The organism is Paenibacillus sp. UASWS1643, assembly GCF_008693195.1.
GTDB lineage: Bacteria > Bacillota > Bacilli > Paenibacillales > Paenibacillaceae > Paenibacillus > Paenibacillus amylolyticus_B.
Genome location: NZ_VXKZ01000102.1, coordinates 43,426 through 65,587, shown reverse-complemented (window position 1 = coordinate 65,587; position 22,162 = coordinate 43,426). Strand labels below are relative to the sequence as shown.

24 protein-coding genes and 1 riboswitch are annotated in these 22,162 nt (G+C 46.1%); of the genes, 20 read left to right on the top strand and 4 right to left on the bottom strand.

Translation table 11 applies throughout. The features are described from left to right. Nucleotides 1–138: 138 nt before the first annotated feature. A complete protein-coding gene (locus tag FE296_RS09360) occupies nucleotides 139–498 on the bottom strand; it encodes a phage holin family protein (RefSeq protein WP_017689637.1) in 360 nt (119 codons plus the stop codon). Between the two features lie 187 nt (nucleotides 499–685). On the opposite strand from FE296_RS09360, the gene FE296_RS09355 reads away from it, so the two are divergent. From FE296_RS09355 to FE296_RS09340, 4 genes are all read left to right on the top strand, one after another. Continuing rightward, nucleotides 686–3,052 carry an endonuclease MutS2 gene (locus tag FE296_RS09355; protein ID WP_124113694.1) on the top strand — a complete coding sequence of 789 codons (2,367 nt, stop codon included), beginning with the start codon at nucleotides 686–688 and terminating at the stop codon, nucleotides 3,050–3,052. Between the two features lie 71 nt (nucleotides 3,053–3,123). Continuing rightward, complete coding sequence (locus FE296_RS09350; RefSeq protein ID WP_223868827.1) at nucleotides 3,124–3,543, top strand: DUF350 domain-containing protein; 420 nt, start codon at nucleotides 3,124–3,126, stop codon at nucleotides 3,541–3,543. A 119-nt stretch (nucleotides 3,544–3,662) separates the two neighbouring features. Further along, entirely contained in the window at nucleotides 3,663–4,229 is a 567-nt protein-coding gene (locus FE296_RS09345; protein ID WP_124113695.1) for a hypothetical protein, read from the top strand. A gap of 129 nt (nucleotides 4,230–4,358) precedes the next feature. After that, entirely contained in the window at nucleotides 4,359–5,573 is a 1,215-nt protein-coding gene (locus FE296_RS09340; protein ID WP_150364813.1) for an MFS transporter, read from the top strand. Nucleotides 5,574–5,667: 94 nt separating this feature from the next. Here FE296_RS09340 and FE296_RS09335 read toward each other — a convergent pair whose 3' ends face one another. Beyond that, on the bottom strand, nucleotides 5,668–6,888 hold the full coding sequence (locus FE296_RS09335) for an NAD(P)/FAD-dependent oxidoreductase (protein WP_150364812.1): 1,221 nt from the start codon (nucleotides 6,886–6,888) through the stop codon (nucleotides 5,668–5,670). A gap of 97 nt (nucleotides 6,889–6,985) precedes the next feature. On the opposite strand from FE296_RS09335, the gene FE296_RS09330 reads away from it, so the two are divergent. From FE296_RS09330 to FE296_RS09300, 7 genes are all read left to right on the top strand, one after another. Beyond that, a complete protein-coding gene (locus tag FE296_RS09330) occupies nucleotides 6,986–7,219 on the top strand; it encodes a hypothetical protein (RefSeq protein ID WP_091032761.1) in 234 nt (77 codons plus the stop codon). Between the two features lie 45 nt (nucleotides 7,220–7,264). Beyond that, nucleotides 7,265–7,660 carry a spore coat protein gene (locus FE296_RS09325; protein ID WP_124113698.1) on the top strand — a complete coding sequence of 132 codons (396 nt, stop codon included), beginning with the start codon at nucleotides 7,265–7,267 and terminating at the stop codon, nucleotides 7,658–7,660. 159 nt (nucleotides 7,661–7,819) lie between these two features. Next, nucleotides 7,820–8,320, top strand: a complete 501-nt coding sequence (locus FE296_RS09320) for an Lrp/AsnC family transcriptional regulator (protein WP_024628343.1) — start codon at nucleotides 7,820–7,822, stop codon at nucleotides 8,318–8,320. A gap of 13 nt (nucleotides 8,321–8,333) precedes the next feature. Next, the gene (locus FE296_RS09315; protein ID WP_150364811.1) at nucleotides 8,334–9,542 is read left to right on the top strand and encodes an aminotransferase class I/II-fold pyridoxal phosphate-dependent enzyme; all 1,209 of its coding nucleotides are present in this window, start codon (nucleotides 8,334–8,336) and stop codon (nucleotides 9,540–9,542) included. A gap of 188 nt (nucleotides 9,543–9,730) precedes the next feature. Then, a complete protein-coding gene (locus tag FE296_RS09310; RefSeq protein WP_190945119.1) occupies nucleotides 9,731–9,952 on the top strand; it encodes an aspartyl-phosphate phosphatase Spo0E family protein in 222 nt (73 codons plus the stop codon). A 122-nt stretch (nucleotides 9,953–10,074) separates the two neighbouring features. Continuing rightward, nucleotides 10,075–10,626, top strand: a complete 552-nt coding sequence (locus FE296_RS09305; RefSeq protein WP_124113700.1) for a type 2 periplasmic-binding domain-containing protein — start codon at nucleotides 10,075–10,077, stop codon at nucleotides 10,624–10,626. Between the two features lie 37 nt (nucleotides 10,627–10,663). Next, complete coding sequence (locus tag FE296_RS09300) at nucleotides 10,664–11,206, top strand: bifunctional adenosylcobinamide kinase/adenosylcobinamide-phosphate guanylyltransferase (protein WP_076209196.1); 543 nt, start codon at nucleotides 10,664–10,666, stop codon at nucleotides 11,204–11,206. 80 nt (nucleotides 11,207–11,286) lie between these two features. Here FE296_RS09300 and FE296_RS09295 read toward each other — a convergent pair whose 3' ends face one another. After that, nucleotides 11,287–11,907 carry a DedA family protein gene (locus FE296_RS09295; protein WP_124113701.1) on the bottom strand — a complete coding sequence of 207 codons (621 nt, stop codon included), beginning with the start codon at nucleotides 11,905–11,907 and terminating at the stop codon, nucleotides 11,287–11,289. A 148-nt stretch (nucleotides 11,908–12,055) separates the two neighbouring features. Between FE296_RS09295 and FE296_RS09290 the strand changes: the two genes are divergently transcribed. From FE296_RS09290 to FE296_RS09255, 8 genes are all read left to right on the top strand, one after another. Then, nucleotides 12,056–12,631 (top strand): cob(I)yrinic acid a,c-diamide adenosyltransferase, encoded by a 576-nt coding sequence (locus FE296_RS09290; RefSeq protein ID WP_150364810.1) that lies wholly within the window; start codon nucleotides 12,056–12,058, stop codon nucleotides 12,629–12,631. Further along, the gene (locus FE296_RS09285; RefSeq protein ID WP_150364809.1) at nucleotides 12,628–13,611 is read left to right on the top strand and encodes an RluA family pseudouridine synthase; all 984 of its coding nucleotides are present in this window, start codon (nucleotides 12,628–12,630) and stop codon (nucleotides 13,609–13,611) included. Before FE296_RS09290 ends, FE296_RS09285 begins: the two co-directional genes overlap by 4 nt. 442 nt (nucleotides 13,612–14,053) lie before the next feature. Then, on the top strand, nucleotides 14,054–14,419 hold the full coding sequence (locus FE296_RS09280) for an arsenate reductase family protein (RefSeq protein WP_150364808.1): 366 nt from the start codon (nucleotides 14,054–14,056) through the stop codon (nucleotides 14,417–14,419). A 138-nt stretch (nucleotides 14,420–14,557) separates the two neighbouring features. Next, on the top strand, nucleotides 14,558–15,451 hold the full coding sequence (locus FE296_RS09275; RefSeq protein WP_017689620.1) for a 5'-3' exonuclease: 894 nt from the start codon (nucleotides 14,558–14,560) through the stop codon (nucleotides 15,449–15,451). A gap of 5 nt (nucleotides 15,452–15,456) precedes the next feature. Beyond that, nucleotides 15,457–16,563: a phosphodiester glycosidase family protein gene (locus tag FE296_RS09270; protein ID WP_301291341.1), complete on the top strand. Its 1,107-nt coding sequence runs from the start codon at nucleotides 15,457–15,459 to the stop codon at nucleotides 16,561–16,563. Nucleotides 16,564–16,593: 30 nt separating this feature from the next. Next, on the top strand, nucleotides 16,594–17,280 hold the full coding sequence (locus FE296_RS09265; RefSeq protein ID WP_150364807.1) for an MOSC domain-containing protein: 687 nt from the start codon (nucleotides 16,594–16,596) through the stop codon (nucleotides 17,278–17,280). Nucleotides 17,281–17,352: 72 nt separating this feature from the next. After that, the gene (locus tag FE296_RS09260; protein ID WP_047842269.1) at nucleotides 17,353–18,231 is read left to right on the top strand and encodes an ROK family protein; all 879 of its coding nucleotides are present in this window, start codon (nucleotides 17,353–17,355) and stop codon (nucleotides 18,229–18,231) included. Between the two features lie 177 nt (nucleotides 18,232–18,408). Then, nucleotides 18,409–19,410 (top strand): HRDC domain-containing protein, encoded by a 1,002-nt coding sequence (locus FE296_RS09255; protein ID WP_047844208.1) that lies wholly within the window; start codon nucleotides 18,409–18,411, stop codon nucleotides 19,408–19,410. A 70-nt stretch (nucleotides 19,411–19,480) separates the two neighbouring features. Here FE296_RS09255 and corA read toward each other — a convergent pair whose 3' ends face one another. Then, nucleotides 19,481–20,416: a magnesium/cobalt transporter CorA gene (gene corA / locus FE296_RS09250; RefSeq protein WP_062833460.1), complete on the bottom strand. Its 936-nt coding sequence runs from the start codon at nucleotides 20,414–20,416 to the stop codon at nucleotides 19,481–19,483. Between the two features lie 450 nt (nucleotides 20,417–20,866). Beyond that, nucleotides 20,867–20,990: riboswitch (SAM riboswitch) on the top strand. Between the two features lie 236 nt (nucleotides 20,991–21,226). Here corA and metA point away from each other — a divergent pair. Further along, the gene (gene metA, locus FE296_RS09245) at nucleotides 21,227–22,144 is read left to right on the top strand and encodes a homoserine O-acetyltransferase MetA (RefSeq protein ID WP_036610071.1); all 918 of its coding nucleotides are present in this window, start codon (nucleotides 21,227–21,229) and stop codon (nucleotides 22,142–22,144) included. The last annotated feature ends 18 nt before the right edge of the window (nucleotides 22,145–22,162 follow it).

Here is a 22,162-nt window from a genome sequence, read left to right as displayed (position 1 = left end):
ACGCTACGTATGTCGTTTTTTTGAAAATTGAACGTGTACGGCAGAGCGTGCGTACTGCCCGAATGAAATAAACCCCTTCCGGCACAGGGCCTTCAGAGGTTTAGGAGAATTCATGGGGACGTTAAGTTGAAGTGGAGATTAACTTTTGGAGCTTCGTCCGGCATCAAAAGGGGTGGATACCGGGATGAAGAGATCGATAATCCCGATGACCAACGCAGCGAGAATGGCACCGAGCAGGCTGACTTCAACATGATCTACAACATATTGCCCAAGCCAAATCACCAGTGCGCTAACGATAAATCCGACAATACCGCGACCAAACGGGTTGACTCTTTTGCCGAAGATACCTTCAACGATCCAGCCGAGCAGGGCAATGACGAGAGCAAGCAGCAGGGCGCTCCAGAAGCCACCAACGGCGAATCCGGGAACGATCCAGCTAACCACCATTAATACAATTGCAGCGATGATAAATCGCACGACATGTCCCAGAAAATTCATGGTGTTTACCTCCTTTTATTCGGATTGAACTGAGCAGGGCAACTCCAAGGGGATGGAGAGGTTGCACAATCCTGACACCTGTAGTTTGTGGTGCTATGGTTGAAGTTATGTGTGGAAGGATTCGTTAAATAGCGTAAGAAAGTTTCTTTCGTTATAATACAGATATAGTTTGGAAGGAGTTGTACACTTGGATACGAAAATTTTACACACACTGGAATATCGCAAAATTTTAAATACATTGCTTAGCTTTGCTCAGACCACCATGGGAAAAAAGAAAGCGGAGCAACTTGAACCAAGCAGTGAACTTGAAGAAGTGAAGCGGTTGCTGCAGCAAACCGATGAAGCCTTCACATTTGATCGCCTGAAAGGCTCACCGTCGTTTGGGGGGATTGTAGATATTACGGCTTCCATCAAACGTGCTGAAATTGGAGGCACACTTAACCCTCACGAACTTTTGGGAATATCCAATACAACCTTTGCGGCGCGGCGATTGAAACGTCAGATTGGTACTTTACATGAAGATGAGCCCATCGAATCTTTGTTCTATATCAGTGATCAACTGTCAGAGCAAAAAACGCTTGAGGATGCCATCAAAATCTGTATTGACGATAATGCAGAGGTTGCCGACAGTGCAAGCGTAACGTTGGCGCAGATTCGTCGTGAACTGCGAGGCGGAGAAGCGCGGATTCGCGAAAAACTCGATTCCATGATTCGATCCTCTACCGTATCCAAGATGCTTCAGGATCAGCTCATCACCATCAGAGGAGACCGTTTTGTTATCCCAGTGAAAGCTGAATATCGTTCGTACTTTGGCGGGATTGTGCACGATCAATCCGGTTCGGGTGCGACATTGTTCATTGAGCCGGAATCCATTGTTGCCATGAACAACAAATTACGTGAAACCCGGATTCGGGAAGAACGCGAAATAGAAATTATTTTGCAGAAATTGACGGCACTTGTCAGTGAGCAGGGAGAGTGGTTGTTGTATGATGTCGACTTGCTGGGATCACTCGATTTTATCTTTGCCAAAGCACGTTTGGCTCGTGAACTGAAAGCAACATTGCCTCGCATGAATGACCGCGGGTTCCTGAAGCTCAAGAAAGGTCGGCATCCACTAATTGCGATCGAAAACGTGGTTCCAATCGACATCGAGCTGGGCAATGATTACACATCCATTATCGTGACAGGTCCGAATACGGGTGGTAAAACGGTAACGCTCAAAACGATTGGATTGCTGAGCCTGATGGCAATGTCTGGTTTATTTGTTCCGGCTGAGGATGGCAGTCAGTTATGTGTATTTGATGCGATCTATGCAGACATTGGGGACGAGCAGAGTATCGAGCAGAATCTGAGTACATTCTCCAGTCATATGACCAACATCATTCGCATTCTGAAAAACATGACGCCGAAAAGTTTGGTATTGCTCGATGAACTTGGAGCAGGGACAGACCCGGCTGAAGGTTCTGCACTGGCGATCTCCATGCTGGAGCATATGCACCGGACGGGATGTCGCATGGTTGCAACCACTCACTACAGTGAACTGAAAGCATACGCATATGAGCGTAAAGGTGTCATTAATGCCAGCATGGAATTTGACATCAATACACTGAGTCCAACCTATCGCCTTCTGGTGGGTGTACCTGGACGAAGTAATGCATTTGCCATTGCAGAGCGACTTGGACTGCCGGGTTACATTCTCGACTACGCCCGTGGCGAAGTGAAGGAAGAGGATCAACGGATTGAGCACATGATTGCTTCTCTTGAAGAGAACCGTCTTACGGCTGAACAAGAGCGTGAGAAGGCAGAGAGCTTGCGCCAGGATATGGAAAAATTACGCAGTCGTCATCAGACCGAACTGGAGAAGCTGGAACAGCAGCGTGATCGCCGGATTGAAAAAGCAGAAGAAGATGCACGCAGCATTGTGGACAAGGCTCGCGCTGAAGCGGAGAAGATTATAGCAGATCTTCGCCTGTTGGCTATGGAAGAAGGTGCTTCCGTGAAGGAGCACAAACTCATTGCTGCCCGCAAACAGCTGGACGAGGCTGAACCGGAGAAACGCAGAAAAACGGTCAAGAAGACGGCAACCGCGCCGAAGACTCGTGCCATCGGTCCTGGTGATGAAGTGCTTGTCTACAGTTTGAATCAAAAAGGCCATGTTGTAGAGATGTCGGGCAGCAAAGACGCTATGGTACAACTGGGGATTATGAAAATGAAAGTATCCCTGGATGACCTGGAACTGCAGCAATCGGCTCCCGCAGCCAAACCGAAACAAAAACCGGTAACGGGTATGAAACGTACACGTGATGACAATGTGAAAAGTGAATTGGATCTGCGTGGTACCAACCTGGAAGAAGCCCTGATGGAGACAGATCGGTTCATTGATGAAGCTTTCCTTGCCAACCTGGGCCAAGTTTATATTATTCATGGTAAAGGTACAGGAATTTTACGTTCCGGTATTCAGGATTACCTGCGTAAGCATAAACATATTAAAAGCTACCGGCTGGGCAATTACGGAGAAGGCGGGAACGGTGTGACCGTTGCAGAATTGGAATAGCCGGTCCATGAATCAATGATATTCTGCGACCTTATTCATGAAGGTCGCAGATGGGGAGAGGGGAACGGTGCGTGATAGAAAGCATTGACCAATTGCTGTCTCATCCCTTGGGGATGGTACTCGGTTTTTTCTCGGTAGCGATTATGGAGCTGCTTGTATTTCTGGCTTGCTTCGAACTGGTGACCAAGTATAAATGCTGGACGGAGATCAAGAAGGGCAATGTGGCTGTTGCGATGGCTACAGGAGGCAAGATCTTCGGGATCTGCAACGTATTGCGGTTCTGCATACAAGCGAAATCTTCGGTGTATGAAGCCATGACGTGGTCATTTGTAGGGTTTATCCTTCTGCTCATTGCCTATTTTTTGTTCGAATTCCTGACACCCGTGTTCTCCATTGACAAGGAGATCGAAGCGGATAACCGAGCTGTCGGATTGATATCCATGATTATTTCAGTCTCGCTGTCATTTGTTATTGGCGCGAGCATTATCTAGGGGGACCGGTCATGAAGATATTGATACGGATTCTGTTTGCGGCATCGATCGTGTTTTTTGCCATCGGTGTGATCTATATAATGAATACATGATGATTTGAAGAGAGAGGTTGATTCAATATGGAAACAACAATATGCCCTTGGTGTCACACGGAAATTGTATGGGATGAGGAACTCGGTCCTGAAGAAGAGTGTCCATACTGCCACAATGAATTAAAGGGATATCGAACGCTCAACATTAACATCGGTGACGAAGAGAACGATGAAGCTGAGGACGACATCTATGATGTGGATGATGTAAAGGATGAGGAGCAGACTACGGATCTTTCAGATCTGTGGGGGGATGAAGTTGAACTCAAATTGCCGGAGTTGCGAACGTTGACCAAATATGCGGATGAAGGTAATGACCTCATTCAGTATGAACAAGGTGTCCAGAAGCAGCTTGATCATCAGGAAGAAGTGCCGGAGTGCCCGAATTGCCGGGAATTCATGATTCTCGCAGGTACGCAAGCTGCAACGCAGGATAACTTCATGCCAGTAGCTAACGCAGCTTCAGGCGAAGGATCACTACTGTCACCACCGTTTAAAGTATTGACCTATGTATGCTCCGGATGTTTCCAAGTTCAATACAGTCTGTCTGAGGAAGATCGTCTGCGTCTGATTAAGAACCTGAGTTCGCAGGAATAAACATTTCGGAGATTCTAACCAATTTCATAACAATCCTGAAGATTTATCATGTTTTCCTCTTGCTTAGGGCACGTTAACCCTAAGACCTACCTGTGCACAGTTCACTTCAGGTGGATGAAGGAGGAGCAGATGAAGATTACTTTAGGCCGACAATCCATTCTGCTTTTGGGCGTGAATGGATTGTTTGCGTTAGCCGGAGCGCTGTCGGGAACCTTTTTGAATGTGTTTCTGTGGAAAAGCCGTCCGGATTATGCCATGTTGGGGTGGTTCATTCTCAGCCAGCAACTGGCCATTGGACTGACATTCTGGCTTGCTGGCAAATGGGTCAAGGAACATAATAAAATGAGTGCACTACGATTAGGTACTGCGCTGTCCGGCATATTTTATATGATAGTCCTCTGGGCTGGTTCCAGAGCTGTAGACTGGATATGGCCTCTGGGTATACTACTGGGTTGTTCCCTGGGGCTATTCTGGATTGCATTTAATGTTGTGTATTTTGAAATAACAGATCGGGAAAACAGGGATCTATTCAATGGCTGGGTTGGGTTACTTGGTTCGATGACCGGAATTATAGGTCCGTGGTTCTCCGGTCTGATTATTACTCGCATGACAGACAACACAGGATATCGGCTCATCTTCACGGTATCACTCGTTATTTATGTCATAGCGGTAGTTTTCAGTTTTTTTCTGAAAAAAAGAAAGGTGAGCGGTACATACCGCTGGTCAGAACCTTGGATTCAGCTATCCAAGCGGGATAGTCCCTGGAGGACCTTAGGCTTGGGTTTATTCGCTCAGGGTGCCCGTGAAGGAGTCTTTGCCTTCCTGATTGCACTGCTTGTATATTTGGCTACCGCACAGGAGTACAAATTGGGGCAGTTCTCACTCATCACTTCAGCTGTGGCACTAGTAAGTTATTGGGCAGCCGGGAAATGGTTCAAACCACAGTATAGATCAAGAGGCATGTTCATCGGAGCCCTCATTCTGCTCGTTGTGCTTCTTCCTCTCCTCTGGAAAGTGACCTATGGAACGCTGTTAATCATGGGGATTGGGAGTGCTGTTGCGATGCCGTTATATGTACTGCCGATGATATCAGCGGGATTCGACATGATGGGCACAAGTGGCGAAAATGTGGAGAAAAGGGTTGAACTTGTCGTTTTGAGAGAGTTATGCCTGATGCTTGGCAGACTATGTGGGTTGGTCATATTTATTGTGACTGTCTTAAATGCTCCGTCTCTACGCATGTTAACCTGGCTTATTATTGTCCTAGGTGCTTCTCCGCTAATTGGATGGATCTTTATGCGCAAGTTATTGAACCGAACGGAGGGGCAAGAGCCTTCGGCTTAGCAGGTTTCCCAATATACAAACAGGGTACAGCGGCGGGAAAGAGAACTTTCCGTGTGCTGTACCCTGTTTGTAGTTTTATTGGTTCAGTTGTTGGTTATACAGGAGATGGCTTACTTGTACGTGTGAGTGAGAACAGATCCATATCGGGGTTTGGGTTGCCCGTAATGGCATCCACAATCAGGGAGGCAGCAATCATACTATATACGGTACCGTTGCCTCCATACCCTTCAACAAAGTAAGAATTCGGATAGTCTGGGTGTGGACCGATTAACGGAAGACCATCATGGGTGCTTCCAAAGACAGCTTCCCAAGCGTAATCGATTTCGAGATCTGGTAATGGGAAATACTCAGCAATCTTATGAAGCAAAATCTCACCTTTATGAACCGCCTTGATAGCCCGTTGTTCTTCTCGAGGACGATTCTCATCAAGTCCACCTGCAATAATTCTTCCGTCTGGAGTTGTGCGCATATATAGATAAGGTCGTTCGGTCTCCCATATCATGCATTGTTTATGCCAGCTGCTCAGATCCTGTAGTGGCTTGGTAGCGATAGCATATGTGCTTTGAAGGTATGCTCCTCTGTCCTTTTTAATTTCTTGTGTTTCATAGCCTGTTGAGAAAATAACATGTTTGGCACGTACAGTGCCATGAGGTGTGTAACATAGGACGCCATTTTCATCATAATCACAATGGGTGAATTCACTATGAGCATAGACTCTTGCTCCTTGACGTGAGGCTGAGTGGAATAGCGAGTGAACCAATCGATATGGATTAACCTCAGCATCCCCGCTTGTGTATAGTGCAGCAAGTTTGCTGAACGGGAACAGTGCACTTATTTTTTCCTGATCCCACAGCTCCACATCAAATCCATAATGTTTCAGGTTACGATATTCTTCCTCCAGCAACGTTACATCTTCCTCATGACTCGCACAATACAGACTTGTGCGAGGCACAAACCAAGGATCAATCTCAAGCTTCGATGAAATTCTTTCAAGATGGTGCATGGCATCCCGGCATAATTCGTAGAATCGAACACCGGTTTCTTCCCCAAATGTCTGGATACAAGAGGTGAGCGTTTTGTCATTTGCATATTGGAGCAGGCCCGTATTTGCCATGCTGCTGCCATGACCGATATCTCTTTTGTCAATAACAACGGTGTCAATTCCCTGATCCGTCAAAAGCTTCGCAGACAACGCGCCTCCCATTCCACCACCGATGATTAGACATTCACAGGACAGGTTTTCTTGTAAAACAGGATAATGGGGAGGGGAAGCAAAGGTAGTTGGCCAAAATGTTTCTCCGTTAATAAGTTCCATAATTGATCACCTCTGTTGGATGTAGTTGAAGTATACTTTTTCAGGTTAGGGTAACAATAAATTCGCAATAACTTTAGATTAAGGAGGTCAGACATACATGCAAAACTCACAAATGCAAGCACTGAGCCCCAAGGAACTGAACTATATTGCGGATTCAATTTCCAATGAGGAAATGTTAATCAAACAATGTGCAGCTACAGCCTCCATCACACATAATCCGCAAATTCAACAGGCGCTGAATCATTATGTTCGCTCACATGAACAGCATCTGAATACTCTTGTCAATACGTTACAGCAACATCAATCTCTTGCACCGGCGCAATCACAGTAAAGCTCAAAACATGACAAGTTATTTCAAAGCATAGGAGGAAAATAAGTGTACACTCAATCTTTGTCATCTGGTGGGAATTTTATGCAAGAGCAAGATTTGTTGAAGTCGATTCTTGCAGATTTAAGACGAACATCACGTGAATATACAACGGCAACTACTGAATCTTCCTGCCCCACGACCCGGAGAATGTTCAATGATTTAACGAACGATACATTAAGACTGCAAGGTGAACTGTTCAACCTGATGCAACAAAACAACATGTATTCCGCTTCATCCAAGGCACTTCGTCAGGATGTGGACAAACAAATCCAGTCTGCACACCAGACCCAACAGAAGTGTCAGCAATTCATTCAAGAAAAGAACACGCAGAACAGTTCATATAGCCAAGCTCCCAATGTGCCTCAGCATCAACCGAATTACGGTAACCCTTATTACATGTAACCTTTGCAAAAGAGGTTTGAAGCACTAACGGTAAAGGACCATACCACCGCTTGCCTGAATTCAGGGCAGGCGGTCTTTTGTCTATGCATCAACGTCAAATTCATGTAATATAAGTATTAATTCATTTTCAGGAACCTGGATGATGCTGGAGGGAAAACCATGAAAGATTTGAACGATCTGCAATTAAAAGTTCTGGATCTGCTGAAGGAAGACGCGAGAAGGACTCCCGCACTGCTGTCGACGCTGCTGGGGGAGTCGGAAGACAAGATTAAGAACGCCGTGGCACAGCTAGAACAAGACCACGTCATCGTAAAATACGCAACCGTCGTGAACTGGAGTAAAATAGATGATGAGAAAGTAACGGCCCTGATTGAGGTGCAGATCACGCCGGAGCGTGGTCGTGGTTTTGAAGGGATTGCCGAACGCATTTATCTCTATCCGCAAGTGAAGTCCGTATATCTCATGTCTGGTGCATACGATCTGCTCGTTGAAGTGGAAGGTGGCAACCTGCGTGAAGTCGCTAATTTTGTGTCGGAGAAACTTTCTCCGATAGACTCTGTACTTTCAACCAAAACGAATTTTATTCTTAAAAAATATAAACAGGACGGGATTATCTTTGAAGACCATCAGGAAGACAACCGTCTCATGATCTCGCCGTAAAGGAAGATGTGTCATGATAGTGAATGAACAGACAACCGGGAACAACAAGAAAATGACATCTTATCTGGCACCCCTCGTGCAGCAGATACCTCCATCCGGAATTCGCAAATTTTTTGATCTGGTTGGAGACAACAAGGATATTATCACATTGGGTGTGGGTGAACCTGATTTTGTTACACCTTGGCATATGCGTGAAGCTTGTGTATACTCGCTGGAAAGAGGTATGACCAGCTACACATCCAACGCAGGTATGCCGAAGTTGAGAGAAGCCATCAGTGAATATCTGGATACTCAGTTTGATACCAAATACGATCCCAAGGATGAGATTATTGTTACCGTGGGGGGCAGTGAAGCGATTGACTTGGCTTTGCGAGCATTAATCGTACCTGGCGACGAGATTCTCATTCCTGAACCTTCGTACGTGGCCTATTCACCAATTGCTTCAATCGGTGGCGGTATACCGGTTGGTGTTGAAACCTACGCGAAAGATCAGTTCAAGTTAACGGCCGAAGCTCTTGAAGCTGGCATCACACCGAAGTCGAAAGTGGTTATTCTGTGTTATCCGAGTAATCCAACAGGGGCCATCATGACCTATGAAGAGTGGCTGCCGATTGCTGAAGTGATCAAAAAGCATGATCTGATCGTGATTGCGGATGAAATATATGCTGAATTGACCTATACGCAAAAGCATGTCAGCTTTGCTGCTACTCCTGATATGAAGGAGCGGACCATTCTCGTAAGCGGATTTTCCAAAGCTTTTGCAATGACAGGCTGGCGGATTGGGTATATGTGTGGTCACCCTGAACTTATTGCAGCCATGCTTAAAATCCATCAGTATACGGTAATGTGTGCGCCGGCCATGGGCCAGGTTGCTGCACTTGAGGCATTGACGAATGGATTGGGTGAGAAAGACCGGATGGTAGAATCGTATAATCAACGCAGACGTTTGATTGTGCAGGGATTCCGAGATATTGGACTTGACTGTCACGAACCTCAGGGAGCATTCTATGCATTCCCGAGTATTCAAAAGACAGGCATGAGTTCCGACCTGTTTGCTGAGCGATTGTTAACGGAGAATAAAGTGGCTGCTGTTCCGGGCAATGTTTTTGGTCCTCAGGGTGAAGGCTTCTTGCGTTGTTCTTATGCTACTTCTGTAACCCAATTAAATGAAGCTTTGGAACGAATCGGAAACTTTGTTTACAAACTGCAAAAAGAGGGTTAATACTAAAGTAGAATCTTTTTACAAATGTGACATTTTTATTATTGGGAAAAAATAACTTTCTTTTACAAAATAATGTGATATAATTTCAATTTGAAATAAGTTTTCATAAATTTGGAAACCATTTTTCCAAGGAGGGGTTAGCTTTGTTTTGTGTTGAATATGATTTACCGACGAATCGTGGGCACTATCTGGCAGAAGGCGATCATGGCGACCGATGGTCGGTGAAACCCGATAACGCATCTTTGCATGACATTTCCTTGGAAGATGAAATTCATATGCTTCGTCTCAAGATGGAACAGATCTTCCTCGAAGAGAAATCATTCACATCCGATATTGTAATTGAAATCAGCAGTTTGCTGGATTTAAAGATTAATGAATATATGAAGGCTAACCCGATTAAAGGAAAATAACGTTTATGCTGGAGTGAAACGTTTCATTAATCGAATTCGAAAGGGAGACCTGAGAGGGTCTTCTTTTTTTGCGTGGAACAATTGTGATATATTGGACATAGGAGACTAAAGGGGGAACTGGAATGAAGAGATTTTGGGGGCTTACTGCGATCATTTCTGTTATTTTTTTGTTGGCTGGTTGTGGGGGTAAGGATGGATTTTCCGTTTTTATCATTGATAACCAAGGAAATCCATCTGTGATCTCGGAGCAGTTGCAGGCCAATCTGCAACAGAAACTTGGCGAGGAGCCCAAGGTGGAAGTGATCACCAGTGCGATGTATGATGTTCAGAAAATTATGGTAGAGTACGCGGCTGGGGGACATGATATCTTCATATTGCCTGAATCCGACATGAAACAATACGGAAGTAATGGTTCCAATGTTCCGCTGGATGATACCTTTGATCCCAAGAAGTATGAACGTGGTGTGTTTGAAGGTGGGGTCTTAGTGGAGCAAGGTGAAGGAGATGGAGGTTCAGATCTCAAGCAAGAATCACATCTTTACGGCATTCCACTCGAGGATATGAAAATGTTTAAAGATGTAGAATATGCTGCGAGCAATTTGTTCGCCACCATTCCAGTGTCATCTTCCAATGTCGAAGAATCCAAAAAAGTGCTGAAGGCGCTGACAGAGTAAAGAAAATTCAGAATGGCTATGGAAGGAGGGAAGCGGATTGCTGATTACGGTCACAGGCGGCATAGGTAGTGGTAAAACCCGGTTTGCCCTCAAGTACGCAGCCGGAATTAGCCGGGAGGGTGTATATTTATCCACCGGTGATCATGATCCCGTTATTCCCGAATTGCCATCCGCTCATTATCGTGCCATTCATGCCGGGAACGGTCAGCATCTGACAGAGGTGATCACCCAGATTAATCGGGAATCCAATCTGTTTTTGGCGGATCAGCGAATTGTAATTGTAGACAGTCTGACCTCCTGGATGGCTGCCGGTTTCAGGGCAACAGAGGATCTGGATCATCAGCGTTCAGAGACACAGCTTTTGCTTGATGCTTTATTGTCTTATCAGGGGAAGTTGCTTGTGATTACCAATGAAATGCATGGCACATTGCATCCTACCGAAGAAGAACGAATATTTACAGCGAGAATGGCTTCGGTTAACCGGATGCTGCAGATACATGCTGAAAAGATGTACATGCTTGTATCTGGTCTGGCTATCGATCTTAAGAGTCAGGGCATGCGAAATGAAGATGAACGATAGCGAGATGACATAAACGGGTGACATAAAGAAGCCTCCTTAACCACGAATTGGTGGCGAGGAGGCTTTATTTATTTATTTATTTATTCTTTTGATTTCTGCTTTTTGCTACGTCTGATCCACCAGATGATACATCCGATGACAATGATGGCGAGAATGACATACACTACAATGGAATAGACGTCCATAAAGTGCAAAATACTCTCCCATGATGCGCCAAGCGCAGCACCAACGCAGACCAGAATGACATTCCAGATCAATGTACCAATGGTTGTAAAGAGAAGGAATAAACCAAATTTCATATTGGACATGCCTGCGGGAATGGAGATAAGACTACGGACGAGGGGAACCATTCGGCAGAATAATACGGTCCACATGCCATATTTGTCAAACCATGCATCGACACGGTGGATATCCTCTTTTTTAATGCGCAGAACATGTCCCCAGCGTTCCACAATTTTCTCAAGGCGTTCGACGTCAATGAGTAGTCCAATACCATACAGGAGAACAGCACCAAGGACGGAGCCAATAGTTGCGGCGATAATAACTCCTGGAAGAGTGAGACTGGTATAGGTGGTCATGAATCCGCCAAACGGCAAGATGATTTCGGATGGAATCGGGGGAAATACGTTCTCAAGAGCAATAATGAGTGCAATGCCTATGTAGCCGTATTGTTCCATGAAATCGGTTATCCAGTTTTGCATAATCGTCTCCTTTACTTTTGGTTTCCTTCGATTTGTCGTATACTCGGCAGAGCACACCAATTCTTATATACGTGTAAAGCGATAGACGGGTTTCTGAAAAAATGGCATTCCCGTATTCATTATTATATTACCAATTGGAGGGATAACGATGGGCATATATACACGAACAGGTGACGAAGGACAGACTTCGGTCATCGGTGGACGCGTCATCAAGGATGATGACCGAGTTGAGGCTTATGGCACGATTGATGAGTTAAACTGTTTTGTAGGCCAGGCGATCAGCCTTATTGACTCTGCTCAAGGGAAATTTGAAGATCTGCGTGAGCATCTGCTGGAAGTTCAGCAGGAACTGTTTGATTGCGGGTCGGATCTGGCCTTTGTGAAGATAAGTGAGACCAAATATAAGGTGAGAGATGAAATGGTCACACGTTTGGAACAATGGATCGACCAGTATGATGCAGAGAATCCAAAAGTGGAACGATTCCTTATTCCAGGTGGCAGTCAGCTGTCTTCTGCTCTTCATGTGTGCCGTACTGTATGTCGTCGCGCAGAGCGTCGCACGGTAACACTTGGACAACATACAGATATTAATCCGTCTGTACGACGGTATCTAAACCGACTGTCTGATTACTTCTTCGTGGTCGCACGGACGGCCAACGCGAGACAACAGGTGGCGGATATTGAATATGTGCGGAGCAAAAAAGTCTTCCGCCGCAAAGAATGAGCCAATATTATTCGCCGATTGTCTACACGGTGACCGAACAAGAAGATGGCTGGCTGCTGAAGACCGTGCTTCAGCGCCGGTTGCTGGTGTCGCGTAAGCTTTTGTCTAAAATTAAGCTGACTGAGCAAGGTGTCATGCTTAATGGAGAGCGCGTGTGCATTAGCGTCAAGGTAGCTGCGGGTGATGTCGTTGAAGTTCGGATGGAGCAAGAGGAATCGGATGATATTTTGCCTGAACCTATTCCCTTTACCGTTCTGTATGAAGATGAGCACTTGCTTATTGTCAACAAGGATGCGGGCATCATCGTTCATCCGACACATGGACATTACACGGGTACTTTGGCAAATGGCGTTGTCCATTACTGGAAATCCAAGGGCGAGCGCTTCCGGTTCAGACCGATTCATCGACTTGATCAGGAAACGTCAGGTGTGCTGGCCATAGCCAAGAACCCTTATGTGCATCAGCATGTGTCCGAACAGATGATTGCAGGAACAGTGGATAAGAAATATATTGCACTTGTGCACGGCAGCCCTGTCCCCGAACAGGGGTCAGTAGATGGCCCGATTGATCGCGATCCTGAAGAGCCACACCGCCGAATCGTTACACCTGATGGCTACGCTGCAAGAACGCTGTACACAACCTTAACACGCTGGGCAGAAGGCAGCGCCAGTGCGATAAGTCTCAAGCTGGAAAGTGGCAGAACCCATCAGATCAGGGTACATATGACGTCCATCGGCTGTCCATTAATCGGTGATCGAATGTACAAGACACTACCTGTCCACGAGATCGATGAGCAGACCATGGCTGTCCGGGAAGTACGGGACAGCTGGATCGAACGTCAAGCCTTACACGCCTGCGAATTGACGTTTGAGCATCCAATTCTACAGGAACGCATGACGTTCCATGCCCCTTTGCCAGCAGATATGGCCGCGCTAGAGAATCGTTTGAATGATGAGGCAGCTCCAAGAGAAGAACTGTAGGAAGCCTGCAACGAGGCTCTTAGATTTCCTTAGATACGCCCTCTGTGTAGTAGGTGTCGTAGTTTTTTGTACGGTCCATCCTGCTAGGCCCGTTCTGCTTAAGTTTCAACGCTAGTAAGCTATTCCATTGTGAGGGATGCTTCCTGCACCCGAACAGTATGCCGTAGGCTAATCTTTATGGTTTAATGTATTGATGTTTACCCATTTCATGTTAAATATTTCATGAATTCAAATCCCAAAAGCTTTTAAGGATATAAAAGCTGTAAGACTTTGACCCAAAAAATATAGCGAATGTGTGTTTTGAACATATTCGCAAAAAATCAGTAAAATTACATGGCGATGGTATCGATTTGGAGCGACTTTTGGATTTGCGAAGCAAACCAAGGGAAGCGAGAAGTCGAGACCGGAGCCACACGAAACCGGAGCATTTGGAGGTAAATAAATGAGCAACTTAAAAGTATATCAGTATGCCAAATGCGGCACATGCCGCAAAGCTGTAAAATGGCTTGAAGCGCAAGGACATGAGCTGGAGTTAATCCCTATTTTTGACTCACCGCCATCAGAATCTGAACTAACAGAACTCATCCAAAAGAGTGGACTGGAAGTGAAAAAGTTCTTTAATACGAGCGGGGAAGTGTACAAAGAACAACAATTGAAGGACAAGCTTCCGGGCATGTCCGCTGATGAACAGATTTGTTTGTTGGCTTCCAATGGTCGGCTGATCAAACGTCCGATCGTTACGGATGGAGAAAAGGTGACGGTTGGATTCAAGGAAGAAACGTACGAGCAGGAATGGAACAACGCATAAACACGCTGAATATCAGCCTTGAATTGTTCAAAATTCAGGGCTTTTTTGGCTGAACGATGGTTGGCGGAACTATGCTATAATGATAGAATTAGTTTCGTATTTTATATGCTAGATTTAGATAGGAGAGAACAAATTCAAGTGAATCAACGTAATGAACCTACTTTGTTGCTGGTAGACGGTATGGCGGTGTTGTTCCGTGCTTTTTATGCGACATCTGCAAGCGGATATATCAGACGTACAAAGGCAGGATTGCCTACCAACGCAGTCTACGGATTTATCCGTTATTTCTGGGATGCGGTTCAGACTTTTGGACCAAGTCATGTCGTGTGTTGTTGGGATATGGGCGGTAAGACGTTCCGCGGTGAAGAATATGCAGCCTACAAAGGCAACCGGGCCGAAGCTCCGGATGACCTGATTCCCCAGTTTGCCCTGATTCGTGAAGTGATGGATAGCCTGGGTATTCCGAATATAGGTGCACAAGGATTCGAAGCCGACGATTGTATCGGGACGCTTGCGAAGTATTATACCGAAGAGACAGATATGAATGTTATGGTACTGACGGGTGACCACGACATGTTGCAACTGATCAATGACCGCACGAGTATCATTATTATGAAAAAAGGCCATGGCAACTACATGGTGTATAATCCTGAAACGCTCATGGCAGAGAAACAACTTACACCTCGTCAAGTGATTGACATGAAGGGTCTGATGGGAGATGCCAGCGACAATTATCCCGGAGTGCGGGGAATTGGTGAGAAAACAGCGTTGAAGCTTGTACAGGAATACGGCTCCATTGAAGGGATTTTGAGCAACATGGATAAACTGACCCCTTCGGTGCGTAACAAGATTGAGAACGATCTGGACATGCTTCATCTGTCCCGCAAACTGGCAGAGATTCATTGTGCTGTTCCGGTTGCCTGTGCGCTGGATATCTGTGAATTGCGTCTTGATCCGGATATGGTGATGGACAAGTTTGAACAACTTGAGATGAAGAGCCTTGGCTCTTGGATGGGAGTGGCAATAGGGTGAGCAACATGAAGAACGTACGAACAGGCAAAAAGTGGTGGACAGGGGCTATGGCCCTCGTCCTGGCCTTGCCCGTAATTCTTTCGGGAGCAGTAAGTGCACCACAGACAGTGGATGCCAAAGCAGCAATTAGCACCAAAGTACAGAAAGTAAAAGCAGCAGGGCGTAATTTTACCGTACAGACCGTTTCGATTCCGAAGGGAACACCGGTTACCGTGGGACTCGCGAAGAAGCAAGTTGGCCAGACGGCAACATTGCCATCGATTGTGAAAGCCTATGGTGCACAAGCAGCCATTAACGGAGCATTTTTTGAAGCATACAACGGAGCACCAGATCCATATGGCATGTTAATAGCAAATGGTAAGGTCATACATATTGGAAGATACGGGACATCCATCGGATTTAAGGAAGACGGCTCGGCGATCATGGATTCACTTCAGGTGAGTTTGACAGGTAAAGTAACGGATACAAAAGGTAAATCACGGAGTTGGTATGCAACCTTTATTAATCGAACACCTTCAGCGAACGCAAGCATTACGATGCTGTATACCCCTGAACGAGGTGCCACAGTCGGGTTCAAAGGTGGCACTGCGGTTGTCATGGAGAAAGGTATCGTGACCAAAAAAGTGCCCAATACCAATGTAGCGATTCCTAAGAATGGCTCGGTACTGGTTTTCACAGGTAACCAAAAGTCCTCTTCGGATCGTTTCACCGTTGGTTCAACCGTAGAAATGAATTATAAGTATACGAATGCAGCAGGCAAAGAGATCCCTTGGCAAGATGTAGTGACTGCCGTGGGAGCAGGACCCCGTCTGGTGAAAGACGGCAAGGTAGCTGTCAATCCGACGAGCGAAGGTTTCAAGGATGCCAAGATTCTTAATGCTTCCGGAGCCAGAAGTGGTATCGCCATCATGGCGGATGGTTCCGTAATGCTGGCTACTGTTTCCGGAGCAACAATCAAGGAGTGGGCAGCGGTGATGCAGAAGCTTGGTGCCAAACAGGCCATGAATCTGGATGGCGGTGCTTCCTCGGGTATGTATGCCGGGGGCAAAATGCTGACTTCTCCAGGCCGGCTTTTGAGTAATACACTCGTATTTGGCGGCTCTGTGCGTTAAAAGAAAGTGATTATGGGAGGTATGACGCAAATGACACTCACATCTGATCGAAAGCCAGGGGAGGGCAATACAGCTGTTCTGGCCATTAATGTAGGACTGCCGCAGCCGCTCCCTGGGCAGAAGCGTGAAGTGCTGAGCGGCATTGTGAAACATCCTGTATCCGACGCGGTTTTCCTGTCATTCACTGGAATGACAGGGGATGCGCAGGCGGATCTGGTGCATCATGGTGGGCCTGACAAAGCCGTTTGTGTATACGATTACAGTCGTTATCCGGCGCTGGAACAACTGATGGATCGCAAGCTGGATTGGGGAGCTTGTGGAGAAAATCTGACGGTTGAAGGCTGTGCCGAAGAAGACGTCCGGATTGGTGATGTTTACGAGTTGGGCGAAGCCACAGTGCAGGTCAGTCAGCCCAGACAACCTTGCTTCAAGCTGGGTGCGAGGTATGACTATAAGGAGCTGCCTGTTTATTTTCAGGAGAGTGGATATACCGGCTTTTACTTTCGTGTACTGCAAGAAGGTGAGGTAGGCCCTTCATCGATATTTCGACGGATCAGCACCGATCCTGCATCAATGACGGTTCTTGAAGCCAATCGAATCATGCATCAGGAGAAAGAAAATGTCGAAGGTATTCAGGCGTTGCTGGCCATTCCTGCGCTGTCAGACAGCTGGAGGCAAACGTTAATGAAACGATTGTCCAAGCTGGAGAACAAGTAGCAGGGTAATTATAGTGTCATCAAGTAAAGTAATCCGAATTCCTTTTTAAACTAACTTGGGAGTGTGACTAACATGACGATCTTAGGCGCAATTGAAGCAGGCGGAACCAAATTTGTATGTGGTATTGGCACAGAAAACGGAGAAGTTTTGGAACGCGTAAGTTTTCCAACAACAACACCGGAAGAGACAATGGCTCAAGTGATTTCATTTTTTGAAGGCAAAGGCATTGAAGCTCTGGGTGTAGGTTCATTCGGTCCGATTGATCCGATTGAAGGAAGCCCGACATATGGATATATCACAACAACACCAAAACCACATTGGGGACAGTATAACGTGATTGGCAAGCTCAAGGAGCATTTTGATGTGCCGATGACATTTGATACGGATGTGAATGGTGCGGCACTTGGAGAAGCAACCTGGGGCGCTGCACAAGGTCTTGAGAGCTGTCTGTATATCACTGTGGGTACAGGTATTGGTGCAGGTGCTGTGGTTGGCGGTAAAATGGTCCATGGATTGTCACATCCAGAGATGGGACATATCATTGTACGCAGACATCCTGAGGATACATACGAGGGTTTCTGTCCGTATCATGGTGACTGCCTCGAAGGCCTTGCAGCAGGACCGGCCATTAACAAACGTTGGGAGCAACCGGCTTATGAACTGCCTGCAGATCATAAAGCTTGGGAGATCGAAGCGCATTACCTGGCACATGCACTGATGAACTATGTTCTGATTCTCTCTCCGCAGAAAATTGTCATGGGTGGCGGAGTAATGAAGCAGGAGCATCTGTTCCCGATGGTTCGTAGCAAACTGCAGGAGTTGCTGGCGGGATACGTTCAGCATCCGGCACTTCAATCCGACATTGACCAGTATGTTGTTTCACCAGGACTTGGCGACAATGCAGGGCTGTGTGGTTCGCTGGCGCTTGCCAAGTTGGCATTGAATAAGTAGGTCATTAAGGGATTGACGAATTTTACCATTGTGGTATGATATGGGCAACAGCATAGTACGGTTAATGAGGAAGCACCTCTCTTGCATGGATTTTGCAGGAGGGGTGTTTTTTTTGTGCTGCCTATAGGTAGTATCTCTAACTCGTATAAGCTGAATATTCAAAGGGAGGGAACGAAAATGGAAGTCATTTTCATGAACAGATTGTCCAGAATGTCAGATCAGAATGCAGAGTATGCACAGTTATGGATTGGGGAAGAGGAAGATAGTTGGCAGCTGGGATGGAGTCGCTACGAGGAAGGAGAGCGTGAGGACAGCATCTGGTATGAAGGGACTTCTTGGGAGGAGCTGCTTCATATCTACCGTCATCAGCTTGCCATACAGATGAGTGAGGGGTACCGACCGCAGTTGCAGGGGTTATTTCATGAGAATGATGACCTGAAGTCCCGCAGTTATGGTGGACAGCGGCTCCATTGTTACAGTGAGTTATACGGCAATGAGCAATTATATACGGATCTGTGCACATGGCGCAGGAAGAGAGCTGTGTCTGACCGGAAGGCACCGTATTTTATTGCAACAAATCGTTTGCTGCGTTTGATCAGTGCCTTTGTTCCGCAATCGCTGGATGAACTGATGCAACTGCCGGGCGTAGGAGAGAGCAAAGCAACTGAGTATGGTACGGAATGGATGGAGATTACAAACGGGTTGGAGCGTTCAACGACATTCCCGCTGGACTGGGTATACACGGCGCTGAAGGAAGAAGAGTATGAGAGTTGGTTATACAAGCAGAGAGAGCAGAAGTATAAGCAGGAACTTGATAAGTTCACCACGCGTAAGCAGGTGCTTGAAGGCATGAAAGAAGGGTATACGTTAGAGGAGATTGTTAATCGATCCGGATTATCCCGACGTGAGTTGGTTGAGCTGTTAGAGGCACTGGATCATGAAGGTTATGACACCGATTGTCTTCTTGATGTGGAGCTGGCAGTGATGCCAGAGAACGAGCAAGAGGCCGTATGGAGTGCGTATGAGGAGCTGGGAGATACGTTCCTGAAGCCAGTATTACATAAGGTGTATGGAGGAGAGAAACCCGATGGAGGAAGTCTGGAGCAGGTCTATGAAAGACTGCGCATGATTCGAATCCGCTTTCGTCGGCACGCAGAGACAGAGAAGAATGTTGGTTAATGATCAGAAATGAAAAAAGACGAGGCGTTTCTCCCGGAGGAGCGCTTCGTCTTTGTTATTTCATACGAGTTCATACCCAGTCTTTCTTGCGGAAAATGAAGAACATGCTCAGGCCCAGTGTAACCATTAGGCCAATCACAACAAAATAGCTGTATTTCCAGTTAAGCTCTGGCATATTCGTAAAGTTCATACCGTATATGCCGGTAATGACCGTCAGCGGCATGAAGACCGTGGTAATGGCGGTAAATACACGCATGATCTCATTCGCCCGGTTCGCAATACTGGATTGGTAGGCTTCTCGCAAGTTGCCCATCAGGTCGCGATAAGTCTCAAAGGTTTCAGATATTTTTACAGCATTCTCATAGATGTCACTGAAATACTTTTGCAGTTGATCATCAATGAGACGCAGATCTTTTTTGTTCAAGGTGTTAATGACCTCTTTCTGAGGTCCGAGCACTTTTTTCAGCCACAGAATCTCACTGCGTAGCCCGATAATTTCATTCAGATGTGACTTTTTGGTGTGCATCAGAATGTCTTCCTCAAGCTTCTCGATCCGTGCTTCAATTCGGTCACCTACGGTGAAATAATTATCAACAATCAAGTCAACCAGCAAATACAGCAGACGATCCGGTGTACTGATTTCCTGTTCCCACAGGATTGGTTTCAGTGTGCGCAATTCGCTGACCTTTTGCTTGGTAACACTAATAATGAAATGTCTGCCGAGGAATAAGTTCACCGCACGTAGAAATATCTCTTCATCATCGAAACGGATGCTATTAATCACAATAAAATAATGGTTCTCATAAATTTCAATCTTCGGACGTTGTTCTTCGTCACTAAGACAGTCTTCCACAGCCAGATCATGCATCAAGAACAGCGGCTGAAGTACCGCCAAATCGTCTACGTCTGCATCAATCCAGTAGAATCCTTCCGCTGGTGGAGTCAGCGCTTGCTGAATGTCGTCCACCGGAATAAATACACCGTTGTTTACCAACCGGATTTTCATCGTTAATCTACTCCTTCTGCACCCGCCAACTTGGCGGATATTATCATTATGGGCGCAAAAAGAACAAATCAGCCGGTCGGCAGCGGAGCCTGGAGATCAGGGCTGCGTACACTATATAATCAAACGGAAGTCACGTCCCGCTGCCGGCATGCTGATGTCAATTCTCTATGCAGTTTGTCGGAATTCGGCTGCCAGTCAGGCCTCGGGTCGCCATCCATTTAATATGTCACCTCTCACATAAGGGTTTATAACACCTTGTTTAGTATACCGCTGGTACAAGGTGCTTTCAAGCGCAAAAATGTGTCTATTTCGCGCCCTGAGGCAGTGTATGACAACGGATGATGAACGGTTCCGATCTGGGAAGCGACATCGAACTGCATCTTGACGTGAGGGCATTAATGTAATAAAGTAGACGGTGAACCATATTAAATTACAATCTAATACAGCGAAATCTTATCAAGAGTAGGTGGAGGGACTGGCCCGATGAAACCCGGCAACCGGCGGTATACCGCACGGTGCTAATTCTTGCAGCGACTAAGTGTCAAGTGGCACTGTTGTAACTGAGAGATGAGAGAGGCGCATATCTATTTTACATATGACCTTTCTCGAAATCCGAGGAAGGTCTTTGTCATATGCCCCGACTTCTCAGCAGTGATTTTCGCTAAGGAACTTGAGGTTGTTTGTAACGTTGAATGAAAGAGCAATTCAATGTTTTTACAAGCTCAAGGCAGTCTATAACTGTATTGATGTGAAGACATCAAGCCAGGGACGGCTGCATCTATCTATGCACAAGGAGGAGTTAGACTTACTATGCCAATCAAAATACCCGATACTCTACCAGCAAAAGAAGTACTTGAAGGAGAGAATATCTTCGTCATGGATGAAACTTCTGCATATCAGCAGGATATTCGTCCACTCCGTATCGCTATATTAAACCTGATGCCCACAAAGGAAACGACCGAAACACAATTGCTTCGTCTGGTGGGAAACACGCCTATTCAGGTGGATGTCGTTCTCGTACATCCCAAATCCCATACGTCAAAGAATACGTCTCAGGAGTATTTGGATTTGTTCTATAAAACCTTCGATGAGATTGAGCACCGCCGTTTCGATGGAATGATTATTACGGGTGCCCCGGTGGAACAGATGGATTTCGAAGACGTGAACTATTGGAATGAAATCCAGGAGATCTTCGAATGGACCAAAACCAATGTGACTTCAACCCTCCACATATGTTGGGCTTCCCAGGCAGGTTTATACCATCATTTTGACGTACCCAAGGTTGCACTTGATGAAAAGTGTTTTGGCGTTTTCCCACATACCATTAATAAACCACATGTTCCGTTGTTGCGTGGATTCGATGAAGTATTCAACGTTCCACATTCCCGTCATACGGAAGTGAGACGCGAAGATATTGAAAAGAATGAGAATTTAGAGATTTTGGCTGAATCCGAGGAAGCGGGGATCTTCCTGGTTGCTACCAAAGACGGCAAACAGATTTTTGCCACAGGACATGCCGAGTATGACCCGTTCTCATTAAAGTGGGAGTATGACCGGGATGCAGCCAAAGGGTTGGATATCGCATTGCCTAGACATTATTATCCGAATGACGACCCTTCCCGTGTGCCACCGGCTACTTGGCGCGCTCATGCCAACTTATTATTCTCTAACTGGCTCAATTACTATGTGTATCAAGAAACACCTTATGATATTGGTCCGCAAATCTAATCGAGATTACAGGAGGAT

Bases quoted from the DNA above. Each gene is read 5' to 3' on its own strand.
- FE296_RS09320 (WP_024628343.1), top strand. From the start codon at position 7,820: ATGAAAGATTTGAACGATCTGCAATTAAAAGTTCTGGATCTGCTGAAG.
- FE296_RS09335 (WP_150364812.1), bottom strand. From the start codon at position 6,888: ATGGAACTTATTAACGGAGAAACATTTTGGCCAACTACCTTTGCTTCC.
- FE296_RS09255 (WP_047844208.1), top strand. From the start codon at position 18,409: ATGGAAGTCATTTTCATGAACAGATTGTCCAGAATGTCAGATCAGAAT.
- FE296_RS09290 (WP_150364810.1), top strand. From the start codon at position 12,056: ATGGGCATATATACACGAACAGGTGACGAAGGACAGACTTCGGTCATC.
- FE296_RS09360 (WP_017689637.1), bottom strand. From the start codon at position 498: ATGAATTTTCTGGGACATGTCGTGCGATTTATCATCGCTGCAATTGTA.
- FE296_RS09330 (WP_091032761.1), top strand. From the start codon at position 6,986: ATGCAAAACTCACAAATGCAAGCACTGAGCCCCAAGGAACTGAACTAT.
- FE296_RS09305 (WP_124113700.1), top strand. From the start codon at position 10,075: ATGAAGAGATTTTGGGGGCTTACTGCGATCATTTCTGTTATTTTTTTG.
- FE296_RS09340 (WP_150364813.1), top strand. From the start codon at position 4,359: ATGAAGATTACTTTAGGCCGACAATCCATTCTGCTTTTGGGCGTGAAT.
- metA (WP_036610071.1), top strand. From the start codon at position 21,227: ATGCCAATCAAAATACCCGATACTCTACCAGCAAAAGAAGTACTTGAA.
- FE296_RS09260 (WP_047842269.1), top strand. From the start codon at position 17,353: ATGACGATCTTAGGCGCAATTGAAGCAGGCGGAACCAAATTTGTATGT.
- FE296_RS09315 (WP_150364811.1), top strand. From the start codon at position 8,334: ATGATAGTGAATGAACAGACAACCGGGAACAACAAGAAAATGACATCT.
- FE296_RS09270 (WP_301291341.1), top strand. From the start codon at position 15,457: ATGAAGAACGTACGAACAGGCAAAAAGTGGTGGACAGGGGCTATGGCC.
- FE296_RS09295 (WP_124113701.1), bottom strand. From the start codon at position 11,907: ATGCAAAACTGGATAACCGATTTCATGGAACAATACGGCTACATAGGC.
- FE296_RS09345 (WP_124113695.1), top strand. From the start codon at position 3,663: ATGGAAACAACAATATGCCCTTGGTGTCACACGGAAATTGTATGGGAT.
- FE296_RS09280 (WP_150364808.1), top strand. From the start codon at position 14,054: ATGAGCAACTTAAAAGTATATCAGTATGCCAAATGCGGCACATGCCGC.
- FE296_RS09285 (WP_150364809.1), top strand. From the start codon at position 12,628: ATGAGCCAATATTATTCGCCGATTGTCTACACGGTGACCGAACAAGAA.
- FE296_RS09265 (WP_150364807.1), top strand. From the start codon at position 16,594: ATGACACTCACATCTGATCGAAAGCCAGGGGAGGGCAATACAGCTGTT.
- corA (WP_062833460.1), bottom strand. From the start codon at position 20,416: ATGAAAATCCGGTTGGTAAACAACGGTGTATTTATTCCGGTGGACGAC.